This is a genomic window from Salinigranum marinum, assembly GCF_024228675.1.
GTDB classification, from domain to species: domain Archaea; phylum Halobacteriota; class Halobacteria; order Halobacteriales; family Haloferacaceae; genus Salinigranum; species Salinigranum marinum.
On record NZ_CP100461.1, the window covers coordinates 1,581,201 to 1,598,610 of the forward strand.

The window sequence follows — 17,410 nt, forward strand, 5'->3', positions numbered from 1 at the left end:
ATGTGTGGCATTATCGGCTACGCCGGCGAGCAACGGGCGCTTCCGATCCTCCGGACCGGACTGGAGAACCTCGAGTACCGCGGCTACGACTCCGTCGGCGTCGCACTCGGCGGGGATGACGGACTCCGACTGTTCAAACAGGCCGGCCGGATCGCCGACCTCGCGCTCCCCGCAGACGACGACGCCACCGTCGGCGTCGGGCACACGCGCTGGAGCACCCACGGCAAGCCGACGGACGCGAACGCCCACCCGCACACCGACTGCACGGGTGACGTCGCCGTCGTCCACAACGGCATCATCGAGAACTACGACAGCCTCCGCGAGGAGTTGGGCGACCACGCGTTCACCTCCGAGACCGACACGGAGGTGGTGCCGCACCTCGTCGAGACGTTCCGCGACGCGGGCCACGACCTGCCCGAAGCGGTCGCACGTACCCTCGACCGCCTCGAAGGGACGTTCGCGCTCGGGGTCGTGGCAGCCGACTTCGACGGGATCGTCGCCGCGCGACGGGACAACCCCCTCGTCGTGGGACACGGCGAGACGGGCAACTTCATCGCGAGCGACGTCACCGCCTTCCTCGAACACACCCGCGAGGTGACGTACGTCGAGGACGGCGACGTCGCGGTGCTCTCGGAGGGAGGCGTCGAGATCACGAACGACGGTCGCGCCGTCGACCGCCCCAGAGAACGCGTCGAGTGGGAGGCCGAGGCCGCCGAGAAGAGCGGCTACGACCACTACATGCTCAAGGAGATCCACGAGCAACCCACGGCGCTCCGACAGACCCTGTCGGGTCGAATCGACGAACTCAACGGCGAGGCCGAGATCGAGATCGACCTCCCGAAGGAGTACCTCAACTCCCTCGACGAGGTGACGTTCATCGCCTGCGGGACGTCGTATCACGCGGGGCTGTACGCCGCACAGCTCGTCGAATCGCTCGCCGACGTGCGCGCCAGCGCGGAGGTCGCGAGCGAGTACGAGTTCGACGGGGGCCGCGACCCGTGGCGGACGCTCGTCGTCCCGGTCACCCAGAGCGGCGAGACGGCCGACACCCTCTCCGCGCTCCGGCGCGCCAAGCGCGCCGGGGCCCGCAGTCTCGCGGTGACGAACACCCTCGGGAGCACCGTGACCCGCGAAGCCGACGACACCGTCTTCATCCGCGCCGGCCCCGAGATCGGCGTCGCGGCGACCAAGACGTTCGTCTCGCAGGTCGCGACGCTCGCACTGTTGACCGTCTCGGTCGCCCGCGCGCGCGGAACGATGTCGACGACCGAGGCCATCGAGTTCCTCTCCAACGTCCGACAGCTCCCCGGGGCTGTCCAGCGAGTGCTCGACGCCGAAGCGGCGGTCAGGGACGCGGCCGAGACGTACGCCGACGGCGGGGCGTTCTTCTTCATCGGCCGGAAGCTCGGCTACCCCGTCGCGCTCGAAGGCGCACTGAAGCTGAAGGAGATCGCGTACGTCCACGCCGAGGGGTTCGCGGCGGGGGAGCTGAAACACGGCCCACTGGCGCTCGTCACGTCCGACTCGCCCGTGCTCGCGGTCCTCTCGCAGGGGGCGAACGCGCACGCGACGCTCAACAACGTCAAAGAAGTCGAGTCGCGCGGCGCGCCCGTGCTCGGCTGTACCTCGGTCGCGGACGCCGAGAAGTTCCTCGACCGCTCCTTCGAGGTGCCCGAACTCGGCGCGCTCTCGCCGCTCGTCGCGAACGTCTGTTTCCAGCTGTTCGCCTACCACGTGGCGAAGCTCAAAGGCCGATCGATCGACAAACCCCGGAACCTCGCGAAGAGCGTCACCGTCGAGTGAGCCGGTCTGCCGACGGCCGCGCACCTCACTTTCCCTCTCTCCACGACCGGGCGGCGACTACGAGTCGAGTACGAGCGGTTCGTACCAGTCGCGGTTCTGGCGGTACCAGTCGATGAACTTCGAGACGCCTTCGCGGATGCTCGTCGTCGGCCGGTAGTCGATGAGTTCCCGGGCTTTCGAGACGTCCGAGTGGGTGTGTCTGGCGTCGGCTTCCTGGGCGTCGTCGTAGACGATCTCGACGTCCGCGCCCGTCTCGTCGACGACGTACTGCGCGAGGTCGGTGATGGTGATGTTGCCCGTCGAGCCGATGTTCATCGTCTCGACGTCCGCGGCGTCGGTGTCGAGAAGAGCGAGGTTCGCCTCGACGATGTCGTCGACGTACGTGAAGTCCCGCGTCTGTTTCCCGTCGCCGTAGATCACGGGCGGATCGCCGTTCAGACACCGGGAGACGAAGTTCGAGATGGCCATGTTCGGCCGCATGCGCGGCCCGTAGACCGTGAAGTACCGGAGGTTCACGCATGGGAGGTCGAACAGATCCGACCAGACGTTGCAGTAGTGTTCCGCCGTGAGTTTGGTGACGCCGTACGGGGAGCGCGGGTTCGTGGGGTGGTCCTCGTCGTACGGGAGGTATTCGTCCCGCCCGTAGACCGAAGACGAAGAGGCGTGGACGAACCGCTCGACCCCGGCGTCGGCGGCTACCTCGAGCAGATCGAGGAGGCCGGTCGTGTTGATCTCGTGGACGCGCTTCGGCGCCTCGACGCTCGCCCGAACGCCGGCCTGTGCCGCCTGGTGGTAGACGAACTCGACGTCGTGCTCGTCGAAGACCTCTGCGACCAGTTCCTCGTCGAGGATGGAGCCGTCGACCGCGGTGTAGCTGTCGCCGCCGAGGTCGCGACAGACCTCGATGTTGCGTCGCTTGATGCCGACGTCGTAGTACGGTTCGAGGTTGTCGAGGACGACGACGTCGTGGCCCTCACTCAGGAGCCCTTCGGTGATGTGTGAGCCGATGAAGCCGGCTCCCCCGGTAACGAGTACGCGCATTTCCTTCGTCTCCCACATCCAGCCGGGGTCTTTTGTCGATTCCGGTCGGCGAGAGCGTGGCTCACGCCGGCCGGTCGCGGCTCACGTCTCGGTGGCGTCACCCTCTTCGATCGCCTGTTCGGCACCCGAACCCGCGTCTGCGTCCGCGGGAGTGTTGCTCCCCTCGGCGGTCGCCCGCCCGTCGAGTTCCCGGAGCCGCTGTTCGGCGCGCGCGCGGTCCTCGGGGTAGCCGACGTCGATGCGCCACCCCTCCATCCGGATGGCGTCGATCGTCCGACCCGACTGGATGAGGAGGTCGATGGCGTCGGGGAGTTCGTACTCGCCACGGGCCGACGGCTGGACGAGGTGGCAGGCGTGGAAGATTGCCGGCGAGAACGTGTAAAAGCCCGTCATGACGAGGTTCGACGGCGGGTCGTCGGGCTTTTCCATCACCTCGACGATCTCGCCGTACTCGTTCGTCCGGAGGACGCCGTATCTGGACGCCTCCTCGATGGGAACCTGCTCGACGAGAAAGGCCGCGTCGGTCCGCGTCTCCTGCTGTCGGTTGACCACGTCCTGGATGTTCGCCCGGAAGACGTTGTCGCCGAGCATCAACACGAAGTCGTCGTCGATGTGCTCCTCGACGGTGAGGAGCGCGTGTGCGAGCCCAAGCTGTTTGCGCTGGTGGGCGTACGTGATCGGGACCCCGCGGTACTCGTCGCCGAACCGCTCGATGATCCGCTCCTTGAGGTAGCCGACGACGACGACGAACTCGTCGATGCCGACGTCGATCAGCGTGTCGAACACGTCCGCGAGGATCGGCCGGTCGTCCACCTCGACGAGCACTTTCGGTTTGTCTTCGGTCAGCGGCCGGAGCCGGGTGCCCTTCCCGGCGGCGAGGACGACTGCTTTCATATATCTCGCCGTTCGGCAGGTGGTGTGATAAAAACCACTCGTTCACCGTCGGCCGGCCTCTCGGTCGAGAGAGCGGCTCACGCACCTGAACCCAAACTGTTTTACCCGGATTCCAAGGAGAGTGACCATGGCGACCCAGGTAATCTACGACCGCCTCTCCGAGCGATTCGACTCGCCGGAGACCCCGCCGTGGTACGACGACGCGGTCCTCCGGTTGCGCGGTGGTGCGTACCGGTCGTACGGGCTCTACCTCTACAATCTCGTCCGGCGGACACCCTCGATCGAAACGATCGTCAACGTCGGGACCGCGCGCGGCTTCTCGGCGGTCTGCGCCGCGCGGGCGGTCGCCGACCGCGAGGCGGGCGGAGCGGTCCACACCATCGACGTACAGTCGCCCGGCGAACCGCGCGACTGGCACGTGAAGAAACACGACGATGACGACCCGGCCCGCGGGAGACAGATGACCGTCCACGAACTCGTCGAACCGTTCGCAACCGACGGGGGGCTCCCCCTCCGACACCACACCGGTGACTCGCTGGCGATCCTCTCGGAGTGGGACGGCGGATCGATCGACCTGATCTTCCACGACGGCCGACATACGTACGAACACGTCCGCCGGGAGATCGAGCTCGGAACCGAACGCGGTGGTCAGACCCCCCCGATCCACGTCTTCGACGACTGTTTCCTCTACGAGAACGAGTGGACGCGATGGTTCGTCACCGACACCGGCCCGTTCGAGTATCTCAACAGCCTGCCGTACCTCCGCCGGCTCCCGGAGTACGCCCTCATCCGGAAACGAGCCGCGGGCGTCGCGCGGGCGGTCGGCGAGGCGTTCGAGGACGGTGAGTGGGGTCGCCTGGAGATCGTCCGGGACGACTGGGCCCCGATCACCGCGCTCGTCCCCTGACGCGCTCGGAACCGTTCGTCCCGCCGTCGCTGGCGGGTCAGGCCCAGTCGGGAGCGACCGGGAGGTTCTCGTGGACGACGGTCCGCACGCGGGCGGACAGTCCGTACAGGACGACACCGTAGACGACCGCGCCGACGAGAGCGTAGAACACAGTTCCGATCGTCGGCGGCCCGGGCAACGTCGCCGGGGTTCGCACCTGGAGCATCGCCCCGACGGCCACGCCCATGACGAGTGCCGCGACCACCTGTCGAGCGACTTCGCCGACAGGGAGCGAGACCGAAACGGACGACGCCACCAGCCGGTACCCCAGGGCGAACCCCAGCAGGGCCGTGAGCCCGCTCGCGACCGCGGCCCCTTCGTAGCCGACGGTCGGCACCAGCCAGACGTTGAGGAGCAGGTTCGCGACGATGAACACCGCGTTGACGCGGAACGCCTGCCCCGGCCGGTCGAGGGCGTTGAGCATCGTCACGGTCTGGGTCATGTACACGTAGAACAGCTGACTCACGACTAACAGCACCAGGATCCATCGTGCAACCGTGAACTCGGGGCCGTAGATACGAAGCACGTCCCCGCCGATGAGGGCGCTGCCGACGATCCCGGGAACGAGGAGGAGCCCCGAGAAGGCGATCCCGTCCGAGAACAGCGACGCCGCCAACTCGGGATCGTCGGCGCTGTCGGCGGTACTCAGCGCAGGGAACAGCGTCCGAATCACCGAGACGCCGAACAGCGCCAGGATCGCGGCGACGTTGAACGAAACCTGGTAGAACCCGACGAACTGCGACGCCGCGAACGCGCCGATGACGACCGTGTCGAGGTAGATGTACGTCTTCGACTGGAACCCCTGGATCCACGCGTATCTGGCGAACGAGAGGATGCTTTCGAGGTCGGCTCGTTCGGGGCGAACGAACTGCACGTTGAGGAGCACCGCCCCGAGCGTGACGACGACGAGGAGCCCGACGATCTTCCCCGTGAGGGCACCGACCAGCCCCAGTCCCAGCGCGACGAGCAGGACCTGTACCGCACCGCCGAACGTCTGGTCTACCGGATCGAGCAGCGAGGAGACGTGGACACGCTGTTGGCCCATCAGCCCGGCTTTCACAAGTGAGTAGAGGCTTCCGAGGCCGACGATGGCGATCAGGAACGGCGTCACCGGCTCGCCGACGAACGAGTCGATCCGGCCGCGGAACAGCAGCATGAGTCCGAGGGCAACCACGGTGATCGCTCCCTGAATGACGACACCGGCGCTCAGATATCTCGCGCCGTCGCCCTCGGCCGCGCTCATCCGCTTCGTCACCGACGTGACGACCCCCGCGGTCGAGAACATCCTGACCCAGTTCTGCACCGCTAGCGCCAGGAAGTACATCCCGAGTACGGCCGCCCCGAGTTCGCGAGAGACGAAGACGATGGCGAGAAAGCCGATGATCGATCCGAGGAACTGCGCGGCGAACGTCACCAGCGACGACTGTCCGAGTCTCATGACTGGTGAGTCCGGTCGGCCGTCGTCATCGCTGGGCCCAGGTGGCGTTGTGCACCGCGGTGGCCAGGTTTAGCACTCTTCGGACGGTCCACCGGAGCGCGGCGAGCGCGCGCGGACCCGCGAAACTGAGCGCGTACGGCAGATACGCGCTCGTGGCGGGGTCGGCCTGCCGTATCGCCTCCTCGGCCTCCGAACGGGCCATCTCGGGGTGGCCGTACCGGAGATACCGCGCGGCCAGCGCCCGGTGGAACGCCGCCCGCTGCGAGGCCGACAGGTGGTCGTAGAGCGTCTCGATGCCCTCGGCGCGGACCGTGGCCACGGTCTCCGGATCGAGAACGCCGGTCGACTGTCCTCGCGCGAGAAACGCGTACAGCGTCGACTCGTCCCGCCGGCTGAAGTAGACGCTCTCCTCGTGTTCGCGGAGCACGTACAGCGGGTCGGCAACGTTCGCCAGTTCGTGATCCACGGCCAGCCGGAGCCACAGGTCGTAATCCTGTGAGTACCTGAAGAACTCGTCGTAGCCGTCGACGTCGGCGAACGCCCGCCGTCGGCCCATGACAGACCCGTGAATCAGATGGTTCTTGCGCTGGAGGTCGGCCAGCGAGGGGTCCGATCGGACGAGCCGTCTGTCGACCGTCTCGCCGGCCGCGTCGACGAGTCGCGCCCCGGTGCCGACGACGGCGACGTCCGGGTGGCTGTCGAGATACGCGACCTGGCGCTCGAACCGGGTGCGCTCCGAGCGGTCGTCGGCGTCCTGGCGGGCGACGAACTCACCGGTGGCGGCGTCGAGCGCGCGGTTCAGCGACCACGTCAGTCCCCGGTTCTCCTCGTTCCGGAGCAGCCGTATCCGGTCGTCCTCCTCTGCGTACTCCGCGACGACGTCCGCCGTTCCGTCCGTTGAGGCGTCGTCGATCACGAGGAACTCGAAGTCCGCGTACGTCTGGTCGAGGACGCTCTCGATCGACTCCCTGAGGTACGGGAGGCCGTTGTACACGCCCATGAGGACACTGACGCGCGGTGGGCCCGTCACGACGGGGATGTTCCCGAACGGGGCGTATCAGCTATTCGGTCTCGGCTCGCGTCCCCGTCCGATCAGAAGTACCCCAGGTCTTCGAGATGCTGTCGGCGTTCGGCGGCGACCGACTCGTCTCCGAGAGGCGCTTCCTCGTCCGTATCGGTGTTCCGGTCGAGGTTCGCCGTCGTCGCGTCCGCAACGAGGCTCCGAAGCACGGACGGAACCTCGCTGATGGGCGTGCCGTCGTCGATTCCGAGCGGCCGACTGCTCGCCGCGTAGGCGTACGCGCCCTTACCATCCGGACCGTGGACCCCGTCGACCATCCCGTGATCGGAGAGGAGGACGACGACACCGTCGTCGCCGACCGCGTCGCACACCTCCTCGACGAGGTCCGCGTACCGACGGTACCAGGCTTCGACCCGCGCTTCGTCCGTGTTCTGTGCGACGTGCTGGACCGCGTCCAGCGCGTAGAAGTGAGTCATCACCACGTCCGTCTCGTCGAGCGCCGCCAGCGTCGCCGCCCGTTTGACCTCGTGTTCCACCTCGCAGGCGTGCCAGAACCCTCGGGTCGGCTGGATCGACTCCGCGCGCATCTGCCCGGAGAGGGCGCTTCGGACCTCGGTCGCGACCGTCATCTCCGAGAGCCCCGGGACGCTGATCGCCGCCGGCGTGTCGGCCGCGGCGAGAAAGGAGTCGGCGACGGTGAGACTCCGACCGATCTCGTCGAAGACGCGGATCTCGTCGAAGAGGCTCCCGAGTCGCTGGCGGACGCCCTCGGGGAGTCCCACCGAGCGTGCGAGACGTGAGAGCCGCTGCGGCGTGGACACCTCGGCGTCGCCGTGGTTCGGGTGGTTCCCGTCCAGCAGGATGGGCCAGATGATCTTCGTGTGGACCTCCGCCCCCGTGAGTCCTTCCAGGTCGAGTTTCGCGTTCTCGGCGAGGCGGAGCGTCGGGAGGTCGTATCGGTCCCGAACCCGGTCCACATCCAATGAGTCCAGTCCGAGGATCGCGACTTTCATTCGCTACCCGGTTCCGCGTCGATTCAGTTAAGCCCTCACACTCGTCTCCGATGTGACCGACGACGCTCGGTCCCGTCGTTCGAGAGCGAAGCGGGCGTCTCCGAGCCAGAACGCACCGGGTCGAGAGCCCGAGTCGCCGGGCCGATCACACCTCTTCCGAAGAGCGATTCTCTGCACCCTGATCTGCTTGCTGCGCCCGATCGGCGGTAGCGCGGTCGTACGCCGACTGGCACAGCGTCGCACACGGGCCGATCCCCATCGCCCAGCCGAGGGGTGCGAGGACACGTGAGTGAACGGCCAGGTAGCGAAGGGCACGGTAGCCGTGGGATCCGTCTCCACGTTCGTCGAAGACGGACACCGCCGTCGTTGGAGGGGCGTCGACCTCCGATGGACACCGCTCCGGAGCGGTCGCCGGCGTGACGAACTCGATGCTGTCGTCGACGTCGAGCAGTTCGAACGGGTACAGCAACCGGGCGCAGACGTGACAGTCGTCGTCGTACAGGACGGTCAGTGGTTCGGGCCGCCAGAGGCGGCCGTAGATGTCGTCCCACGGCAGGAACAGCGTGAACAGTAGGTACTGATCGAAAAAGAGGATGTGCATCCCGACCGCGATGAAGGTGTGCATCCCCAACAGCCCAACCACGGCGGGCCACAGCGGGGCGCCGAGCACGACGACGAAGACGAACCCGAGTTCGAGAACGAGCGTCCCCGCGCCCGCGCCGAGCGCCAGGACCTCGTGTTCGATGATGAACCGGCCCACGGGCGGAACCCCGTCGAGATACATGTACGAGTCGGTGAGGATAGTGCGTGAGAGGTTCCCTGCGGTGGCCCACTGGGCCCCGCCGTCGAGGATCTTGCCCAGCCCGGTGAAGAAGTAGACGAACGCGACGACGAGCAGCGTCCACTGCAACGCGGAGTGACGGTAGGTCTCGGGCGTGTCGGTGGTGAGGCGTCTGTTGAGCGAGGCCGTCGACCACCCGGCCGTGCGCCGGATCGCGTCCACCGAGAGGCGGTCTTCCGAACTGAACAGTGCGAAGAGCAAGAGCAGGTACACGACCGGGAGGAACGTGCTCCCCTGGTTCGAAACGGCGTAGTGGACACCGCTGAGGTACGCGAGGAGTACCGCACTCAGAAAGCCGGTCGCGGCGAGTCGGTACCCGACGACGACGGCCAAAATGAGACCGACTGTGACCGCGACGAGCGCCGGGAGCACGTCCAGTACGACCGGGGAGACGAGGTACGCGTGCGGGCTCTCGGCGAAGACGACGTACGGATACGTCGAGAGCGCGAGCCACTCGTACGAGAGCAGCTTCCAGACGGCGTAGAGCCCTGTGAGCACCCGAACGACTGCGAGGTTCACCGGGCTCGCTCGATCCGGGTTGCGCCAGTAGTTTGAGGGTGTCATAGAAGAGTTCTCACACCGTGATCACGGTACTTCCCGGATTGTCTCCACGTTCGTAGTTGGTGATTGCGACGACGAGGCGAAGGCACAGGGCGAGAAATACCTGCGCCCGTGCGTGGACGCGGCCTCGGGCGTGCGTTCGCCCGAGGCCGCAGTCCTTCACTGATTCGTTGGTTCGTTCGACTCCACTACGGCGGTTGTACGTCTCATCCAACGTGGACTGCTTCAACTGAACGTCCTCGCCGTGTTCGGTGATGCGGTCTTCGACCCTGTACTCAATGTCTTTCGGGTCATCAGCGTTCCGGGCGTTGTATGGAGCGACTGGCACGACCCCTGCGGTCAGCAGGTGGTCGTGCCAGTCGAGCGTGTCGTAGGCGCTGTCACCGACCATCCAGATCGGTGTGGCGACGGCGAGCGCGTCACGCGTGACGCGCATCGCCGTCTCTTCTGGCGCTTGCTTACTCTCGGTGAACTCCGCTCCGATCGGGATCTTTTGCCCGGTCGAGACGATCGTACAGCCGTAGCCGTAGTAGTACTCGTCGTCGGTTGGATCGTAGCACTTTGAGGCGTCTGGATCGGCGGGCATCGCCCTCACGTCTGTTGAATCGATACAGTAGGTCAAGTCGAGCAGGCCGCGCCGGGCGGCCTGCTCGACGAGGTGGTCGAACACCTTGTCAACGACGTGTTCAAGATCGGTGAGAAAGCGATCGACCGCGTCTCTCGACGGCGGTCGATCGAATCCACAGCTCAGCCAGACGACCGTGTTCCGAAGCTCTCGTTCAACGGGACGAATGCCGTAGATGTCCTTGTAGTAGCAGTGGAGAAAGCCACGCATCAGTTCTGGTGGTTCGTGGTCTCGTGTTCGCCCCGTCTTCGCCGGGGCGAACACGTCGAACTCTTCGAGAAACTCGAAAGAGAGGTGCTCGAACAGCGCTAGCGTCTCTGTCTCCACGGCATTGAAGAACGAGTCTACCGAAGGATCATCTTGCAGGGTCGCTGAACTCATCCACCTCAGCGTTCACCCTGCTCTTTGGTGTGCTAATCGTTCTATGACACCCTCCCAGTAGTTTACGAGCATTCGTCTCCGTGAACCGTGAACGCTGCCTCGGCGTCGTACCGTTCCAGTTCGCGACCGTCGGGGGTGACCCCGACGGTGACGGCGTACCCACGGACAGCCGTGATGCGATCGATTCCGTCGAGGTGCCGCGGCTGCCACCGGAACCCGAACTGATGCCGCGGGAACTTCACCGCCTCGACGATCGACGGCTCGCCGACTTCGGCCCTGTACGACCGCGCCCGGTCGAGGAGATAACAGCCCATCTGCCGCCGTTGCTCCGCCGTGTACTCCGTCGCCATCTGTGCGGTCAACCGCTTGACCGGCGTCGCGAGGATCGGTGGAGCCGCCCGGGCGTCGTATTTCAGCTCGTCACCGTCGGCGTCGACCACGCGGAGCTCGTAGAACGACTCCTCGGTGGAGCGCTCGCCCGGATACAGGTGCCAGTTGAAGAAGGGCCACGCGAACAGCCCGGTCGACCCGCTCAACAGGAGGAAGACCAAAAATAGCGCGATGAACCCCTGGCGCGAGACCGAGCGGTCGCGGAAGTAGATCGCCACACCCGCGGCGGCAAAGAAACACAGGAAGAACGCCAGCCGCAACAGCTGTGTCGGGAACTGGCTGAGGAGTTCGCGGAGGATCATCGTAACGCTACTCTGTTTCGTTCGCCCGGTACACCCGTTTCGTCTCGTCCGCTTCGACCAGCGTCATCGACGAGGCGTCGAGCCGTTCGCGAAGCGCGACGATGTCGTCGGCGATCTCCGTATGTTCGGACTTCGTGTCGTGGAGTTCGAGTACCAGCAGCGAGCAGTACTCTTCGACGAGGGCCAGTTCGTCGAGCAGGTCGACCTCGGCACCCTCGATGTCGACGATCAGCGCGAACTCGTCGAGGTCGAACCGTTCGCGAAGTTCGCGAAGCGAGGTCGCAGGGACCTCGACGCCCGCGTCGGACGAACTCCGCGTCGAGTTGCTCCAGAAGTGCGGGTGCGTGTACAGCGTCGCCGTTGATTGACCCGGCGCATACGCGCCGTGGACGATCTCGAAGGCGGCGTCGTTCCGGCGGCGGGTGTCCTCCAACACCGGAATCAACCGTTCGTTGGCCTCAACCACGACGTGAGTCGTCCCCGGGTCGAGTAGTCGATCGGTGTACGCCCCGATGAACCCGAGCCCGCCGCCGAGTTCGACGAGTGGCGTCGAGCGATCCAGGTAGCGATCCAGCAGCTGTTTCTCGCCGATCTCGTAGTGGTTGCGTGCGATCGCCGCCTTGATCCGCCGCGTGACGACCGGCGGTTCGAGGTCAAGGGTGACACCGTGGTAGGTGACGATATCACCGCGGAACTCGGCCAGTCGGCCGTACAAGGGGTTAAGGATCGACTCCTTGACGCCGCCGAGCGTGTCGACGAGGCTGCGATCCGGTACCCGTTGATCGTTGCCAGTCATGTCGATGGAGACCGCACACGTTCGGGCGCCGAGTCGGAGTCGGCGGGGTTGGCCCACTCCCGATACCACAGCTCGAACGAGATGAGCAGCCAGAGCTTCGCCTGGTCGCGCGCACTCCCGGTCGACCTCGCGAGCAGGGCGTCGAGCGCGTCCTGTTCGAAGACGCCGTCTGCGGCCGCCCGGGAGTTCCGGACGAGGTGGAGATGTTCGTCGATGAACCCCAGTTCGTCGAGCGGGGCTGAAAAACCCTGTTTCTCCCGGTCGAGGATCGAATCCGGCAACACCCGGCGGGCGACTCGCTTCAGCAGGTGTTTCTTCTCCCCGTCGTCGAACAGCGTCTCCTCGTCGAGCGCGAGCGTGTACGTGAGCAGTCGGTGATCGAGGAACGGGACCCGCACCTCCAGGGAGTTTGCCATGCTCGCGCGGTCGACTTTCACCAGGATATCATCGACCATGAACGTCTGTGCGTCGAACCGTTGCAGGTCGGGGATGGAGTCGAGTCCGGACGACGCTCGCGCCGCGAGCACGTCGTCGGCGTCGCTCAGTTCCGCCGCCAGGTCGTCGCTCAACAGCTCCGTCACCTCGCTCGTCTCGAACCGCGGCGCCATGAGATGTCGGTACCGGTCGAGGCCCGAGCGGTCGAAAGGTTCGAGCCGCGAGCGAACCGCGTCGACGTACCGGTTGTCGAGCGACGACGGGACGACCCCCAGGAGCCCGTCGAGCGCGCCGAACAGCCCCGCGAAGTCGCCGAGTGCCTCGTACCGGCGGTGCCGGCTGTACCAGTTGTAGCCGGCGAAGGCCTCGTCGCCACCGTCACCCGAGAGCGCGACTTTGAACTCCTCGCTGATCGCCTCCATGATCATGAACGTCGGGAAGATCGAACTGTCGCCGATCGGCTCGTCGTAGTAGTACATGAGCCGTTCGGCGAGGTCCGACAGGTCCTGCGAGGAGAGCGTTCGTTCCGTGTGGGCCGTCCCGAACGCGCCCGCGACGGTGCGAGCGTGCGGGAGTTCGTCGTCGGTCCCGTCGAACCCCAGCGAGTAGGTCGAGGTCTCGTCGAGGTGGCGGCTGGCGAAGGCCGTCACGAGACTCGAATCTAGTCCCCCGCTCAGGAGGACGCTCAGCGGGACGTCGCTGACGAGGTGTTCTGCGACCGCGTCGTCGAGCAGTCCTTCGACGACGGCCTCGGGGTCGTCTGCTCGATCCAACTCGGCTCGTCGAGCGTCGACCGCCTCGTCGAGGCTCCAGTACTCCGTGAGCTCCGTCGTGCCGTCCTCGTGGACGAGGAGGTGGCCGGGTGGGAGCTTCCGGATGCCCTGCCAGATCGATCGGGGAGCCGGCACGTACCGGTACAGCAGGAAGTCGTGGACGGCCGCCGGGTCGACCTCCCGCGGGACGGCGGGGTCTCGGACGATCGACTTCAGTTCCGAGGCGAAGACGAACCGATCGTCGACGTCGTAGTAGTAACACGGCTTGATACCCAGGCGGTCGCGGGCGACGACCAGTCGCTCCTCGCGTTCGTCCCAGATGGCGAAGACGAACATCCCCCGGAACCGCTCGACGCAGTCGGTCCCCCACTCCTCGTAGGCGTGGAGGATGACTTCGGTGTCGGTCTCGCTGGTGAACTCGTGACCCCGCGCCTGTAGCTCCTCGCGGACGGGCTGGTAGTTGTACGTCTCGCCGTTGTAGACGATCCAGACGTCGCCCGTCTCGTTCGTGAGTGGCATGTCCCCCGCCGCGCTCGTGTCGATGATCGAGAGGCGGCGCGAGCCGAGTGCCACGCGCTCGTCGTCGCTCGTGTAGACGCCACGCCCGTCGGGCCCTCGGTGGGTGAGTTCGTCGAGCATCGCGTCGAACAGGTCGAGATCGAGGGGGTCGGCCGCGATTTCACCGGTGATGCCACACATCTCACTCGGTCACCCCTGCCAGGGACAGGATTCGCTTACACCGGTCACGCCATGAGTACCGTGTCGCCGTCTCATAAGCGTTCCGCGAGAGCCGGTCGGCCAGCGCCTCGTCGTCGAGGGCGCGTTCGACGAACGCGGCCAGTTCGTCGATGTCGTTCGGCGCCGCGAGCAGCGCGTCCTGTTCGTGTTCGACGGTTCGGCTGACAGCGGGAATGTCGCTGGAGACGACCGGCCGCCTCGACGCGAGATACTCGAACAGTTTCAGCGGCGACGTCGACTCCAGATCCATCAACGTGACCTCTCGTTCGGTGTCGTACGGCATCAACAGCACGTCGGCGGCCGCGAGGTACGTCGGGACGAGGCAGTTCTCGACGTGGCCCGAGAAGTGAGCGTTCTCGGCGTTGAGGTCGGCCGCCACACCGCGCCACTTCGCGACGTCGTCGTCGGAGCCACCGACGAGTTGGAACCGTCGGTCGGGCAGGCGCGCGGCGACGCGCAGGACGTGTTCGATCCCCTTGTCGGCGTGTAGCGAGCCGAGGTACATCACGACGTCGCTGTCCTGCGGGAGCGACACCCGCTCCCGGGCAGTGTGCTTGTCGGGCGCGGCGTCGAACTGCGCCAAGTCGACGCCGTCTTGCAGGACAGCGACCTTCTCCTCGGGGACGCCAGCGTCGACGAAGTTCGTCTTCAGCCGCTCGGAGATCGTCACGAGCAGGCGGAACTCCGGCGACGTGCTGTTGCGAACGGCTCGTTTGAGCGACGGTTTCCGGATGCGCGGCGTGTGTGTCTCCATGACGGTCGGGACACCGCGTTCGACGGCGTAGTTGACCGCTCGGTACGACCGGCAGTAGCAGACGTCGACGCCCGCGTCGACGCAGCGGTCGACGATGGCGCGTTCGGGGTCGGCCACCCGCCGGGCGGCCCCGAACGTCGCGTACGTCAGCGCGTCGAGCGCGAGCCCCAGTGGCCAGACGTCGCGAAGGTAGTACGGCGTCCGGTCGGTGAAAAAGCGGACGTCGATCGACGAGTCGATCCCGTAGTAGTCGGTCACGGACGATACCTCGCGGCGGTGTCGTCTCTCGGACAGCCGCTCGACGGTGAGCAGTTCGACGTCGTGTCCCAGTTGTGCGAAGCCGTTGGCGTTCTTCGCGACCGCGACACTGTGTGCCCACTGCGAGGGAACGTGACCCGAACTGACGACGGCGACCCGCATCAACTCTCCTCCCGAACGAGCCGCCCGTACAGCGCCGCCTCACGCCCGGCGATCGTGTCGAGGCTGTACTCCGTATCGATCGTCCGCCGGGCGTTCGTCCCCAGTTCCTCCCGGAGCGCCGCGTCGGTGATCACTCTATCGATCGCCGCCCGAAGCGACGCTGGATCGGTCTCACAGAGCAGTCCGTCCGTCCCGTGGGTGACAACCTCGTTGATCCCCTGTACGTCGGTGCCGACGACCGCCAGCCCGCAGGACATCGCTTCGAGCAGGGTTTTCGGCATCCCTTCGAACTTCGACGGGAGGACGAACGCCTCGTGTTCGTTCAACAGCGCCGGGAGGTCGTGGTTCGGGACCCGCCCCACGAAGGTCACGTCGGCACCGACCTCGTCGGCCAGCTCGGCCAGATCGTCGCGGAGTGCTCCGTCCCCGACGACCGTCAGGCGGTACGGCGTCGGGCCGAGAGCGCGGACGAGCGCGCGAAGGTTCTTCTGTGGAGCGAGTCGGCCCACGAAACAGAGGCTGTTCGGGCGTGTCTCGACGTCTATCGGCCGGAAGACGTCGGTCTCGATGTAGTTCGGGAGCATGAGATGTTCGCCGCGAACCCAGTACCGGTCTTCGACGGACGCGTGCCCGCGGGGAGAGGAGGTGAACACGGCGTCTGCGAAGCAGTACGCCACCGCCTCGAGCGTGGTCGCCACGACGCGGATCGGGAGCGGCTTGTCGAGTTCGTCGTAGAACGTCGAGAGGACGTAGCCCGTCCGGACGACCAGCGCCGGACCGCAGAGGTACTTCGCGAGAAGCGCGGTCCACGAACCGAGCATCTGGTTCGTCTTCACCACGTCGACCTCCCGGAGGAGCCGGTAGTGGACGAGGGGGGCGAGAAACGAGTACAGCAGGTCGTTGTGGACGCGGCGCTTCGGGACGATCTCCACGTTGTCGGCGAGGTGGTCCGTGTACGCGCGGTCGGACGCGTCGCCGTACGTGAAGAGGTAGACGTGGTCGGCGTGATCGGCGAGGCGGTTGTAGACGGCCACCTCGCGGTCGAGCATGCCGTCTTCGAACCACGCGCGTATCGTCACGCCGAAGGTGAAAAACAGCGCGATCGTCACGCCGTCGACCGCGGCGGTCGGTTCCGCTGCGCCGTCGAGTGGCGCGTCGTCAGTCGTCGTGTGAGCGTCGTCGGGTGCGTGCATTGGTGTCGTAGTGGGACTCAGTCGGTGCGGACAGCCTGGACGATCGCGTAGAGGTAGCCGAGGCCGACGAGGGCGGTGAACGCGAGGAGCGAGAGCAGTTGGAGCCCGTCGGCGACCGACGGCGACCGCACGAGCGAGGCGGCCCGCCCGGGGAGCGACTCCGTGAGGAGAAACCGGAGGAAGTCGGTCTCCTCGTCGTCGTCGTTGTCTGGGAGAATCGTCGCCATGGTCCGCTTCGAGTACCCCTGCCAGAACGCGCGGTCGACGAGCCACCGTGGGTCGGTCCGGTAGTCGAACACCTTGTGTTCGACGACGGCGTCGGGGTCGTACCAGACGCCCTGTCCGTACCGCTCTCGCACCCGTGCGGCGAACTCCGTCTCCTCGCCCTGGAGGTTCTTCTCCCCCGAGCGTCCCAGGTTCGTCTCGAACCCACCGAGTTCCTCGAACACCTCGCGCCGAAAGGAGATGTTCGAGCCGAACGTGTTGCGCACCTCCTGCTCGTCGGTCGGGAAGCCGCGGTGGGTGACGCCGACGAGCCAGTCGAACTCCGCGGGGAGGAACGACGGCCGCCCGGCGACCCACCGACCGGCCATCCGCCCGCCGGCCGCGACGGCGCCGTGGTGGTCGTACAGGTCGACGAGGCGCTCGATCCAGTCGGGGTGGGCGACGGCGTCGTCATCCATGAACGCGACGACGTCGCCGGCGGCGAGATCGACCCCGACGTTGCGGCTCTCCGAGAGCCCCCTGTTCCGGTCGTTGCAGTGGATCACGACGTCGTCGTGGCTCCCGTACCGATCTCGAACCTGCCCGGCGAGCGTCTCGTCGCCGTCGACGACGACCACCAGTTCGACGTCGTCGTACGTCTGCGCCAAGAGGCTGTTGGCGGCGTCGACGAAGTGGTCGAACACCGCCGGCGAGTACGTGCAGATGACGACGGAAACCTTCACTGGGCGGCATCTCTCGACCGCGTCTCATATGTCTTCTCGTCTTCGCCGGTGACGCGCGTCGGTCGAACGGACGGGTCGGTCGAACGGATGGATCGGCC

The 17,410-nt window shown here is 66.4% G+C and carries 15 protein-coding genes; 2 read left to right on the top strand and 13 right to left on the bottom strand.

Going from position 1 to position 17,410, the window contains the following annotated elements; all coding sequences use genetic code 11:
- Nucleotides 1-1,803 (top strand): glutamine--fructose-6-phosphate transaminase (isomerizing), encoded by a 1,803-nt coding sequence (glmS, locus tag NKJ07_RS07730; protein ID WP_318570008.1) that lies wholly within the window; start codon nucleotides 1-3, stop codon nucleotides 1,801-1,803.
- 57 nt (nucleotides 1,804-1,860) lie between these two features.
- Here glmS and NKJ07_RS07735 read toward each other — a convergent pair whose 3' ends face one another.
- Together NKJ07_RS07735 and aglF are read right to left on the bottom strand one after the other, a co-directional pair.
- On the bottom strand, nucleotides 1,861-2,844 hold the full coding sequence (locus tag NKJ07_RS07735; RefSeq protein WP_318570009.1) for an NAD-dependent epimerase/dehydratase family protein: 984 nt from the start codon (nucleotides 2,842-2,844) through the stop codon (nucleotides 1,861-1,863).
- 81 nt (nucleotides 2,845-2,925) lie between these two features.
- Nucleotides 2,926-3,738, bottom strand: coding sequence for a UTP--glucose-1-phosphate uridylyltransferase AglF (gene aglF / locus NKJ07_RS07740; RefSeq protein WP_318570010.1), 813 nt, complete (start codon nucleotides 3,736-3,738; stop codon nucleotides 2,926-2,928).
- Nucleotides 3,739-3,865: 127 nt separating this feature from the next.
- Here aglF and NKJ07_RS07745 point away from each other — a divergent pair, with 127 nt between their 5' ends.
- Nucleotides 3,866-4,645, top strand: coding sequence for a class I SAM-dependent methyltransferase (locus NKJ07_RS07745; RefSeq protein ID WP_318570011.1), 780 nt, complete (start codon nucleotides 3,866-3,868; stop codon nucleotides 4,643-4,645).
- Nucleotides 4,646-4,682: 37 nt separating this feature from the next.
- Here NKJ07_RS07745 and NKJ07_RS07750 read toward each other — a convergent pair whose 3' ends face one another.
- The 11 genes from NKJ07_RS07750 to aglG all read right to left on the bottom strand — a co-directional run bounded on the left by NKJ07_RS07750 (nucleotide 4,683) and on the right by aglG (nucleotide 17,312).
- Complete coding sequence (locus NKJ07_RS07750; RefSeq protein ID WP_318570012.1) at nucleotides 4,683-6,122, bottom strand: oligosaccharide flippase family protein; 1,440 nt, start codon at nucleotides 6,120-6,122, stop codon at nucleotides 4,683-4,685.
- 25 nt (nucleotides 6,123-6,147) lie between these two features.
- Nucleotides 6,148-7,152, bottom strand: coding sequence for a glycosyltransferase family 2 protein (locus NKJ07_RS07755; protein ID WP_318570013.1), 1,005 nt, complete (start codon nucleotides 7,150-7,152; stop codon nucleotides 6,148-6,150).
- Nucleotides 7,153-7,214: 62 nt separating this feature from the next.
- Nucleotides 7,215-8,156: an alkaline phosphatase family protein gene (locus NKJ07_RS07760; protein WP_318570014.1), complete on the bottom strand. Its 942-nt coding sequence runs from the start codon at nucleotides 8,154-8,156 to the stop codon at nucleotides 7,215-7,217.
- A 145-nt stretch (nucleotides 8,157-8,301) separates the two neighbouring features.
- The gene (locus tag NKJ07_RS07765) at nucleotides 8,302-9,561 is read right to left on the bottom strand and encodes a hypothetical protein (protein ID WP_318570015.1); all 1,260 of its coding nucleotides are present in this window, start codon (nucleotides 9,559-9,561) and stop codon (nucleotides 8,302-8,304) included.
- Between the two features lie 10 nt (nucleotides 9,562-9,571).
- Nucleotides 9,572-10,564: a transposase gene (locus tag NKJ07_RS07770; protein WP_318566693.1), complete on the bottom strand. Its 993-nt coding sequence runs from the start codon at nucleotides 10,562-10,564 to the stop codon at nucleotides 9,572-9,574.
- A 62-nt stretch (nucleotides 10,565-10,626) separates the two neighbouring features.
- On the bottom strand, nucleotides 10,627-11,256 hold the full coding sequence (locus NKJ07_RS07775; RefSeq protein ID WP_318570016.1) for a hypothetical protein: 630 nt from the start codon (nucleotides 11,254-11,256) through the stop codon (nucleotides 10,627-10,629).
- 7 nt (nucleotides 11,257-11,263) lie between these two features.
- Nucleotides 11,264-12,052, bottom strand: coding sequence for an FkbM family methyltransferase (locus NKJ07_RS07780; RefSeq protein WP_318570017.1), 789 nt, complete (start codon nucleotides 12,050-12,052; stop codon nucleotides 11,264-11,266).
- A complete protein-coding gene (asnB, locus tag NKJ07_RS07785; RefSeq protein ID WP_318570018.1) occupies nucleotides 12,049-13,959 on the bottom strand; it encodes an asparagine synthase (glutamine-hydrolyzing) in 1,911 nt (636 codons plus the stop codon). The genes NKJ07_RS07780 and asnB overlap by 4 nt, the downstream gene beginning before the upstream one ends.
- Nucleotide 13,960: 1 nt before the next feature.
- Nucleotides 13,961-15,172, bottom strand: coding sequence for a glycosyltransferase family 4 protein (locus NKJ07_RS07790; RefSeq protein ID WP_318570019.1), 1,212 nt, complete (start codon nucleotides 15,170-15,172; stop codon nucleotides 13,961-13,963).
- Nucleotides 15,172-16,365 carry a glycosyltransferase family 4 protein gene (locus NKJ07_RS07795; protein WP_318570020.1) on the bottom strand — a complete coding sequence of 398 codons (1,194 nt, stop codon included), beginning with the start codon at nucleotides 16,363-16,365 and terminating at the stop codon, nucleotides 15,172-15,174. The genes NKJ07_RS07790 and NKJ07_RS07795 overlap by 1 nt, the downstream gene beginning before the upstream one ends.
- Nucleotides 16,366-16,382: 17 nt before the next feature.
- Nucleotides 16,383-17,312 carry a glucosyl-dolichyl phosphate glucuronosyltransferase gene (gene aglG, locus NKJ07_RS07800; protein ID WP_318570021.1) on the bottom strand — a complete coding sequence of 310 codons (930 nt, stop codon included), beginning with the start codon at nucleotides 17,310-17,312 and terminating at the stop codon, nucleotides 16,383-16,385.
- Between the last annotated feature and the right edge of the window lie 98 nt (nucleotides 17,313-17,410).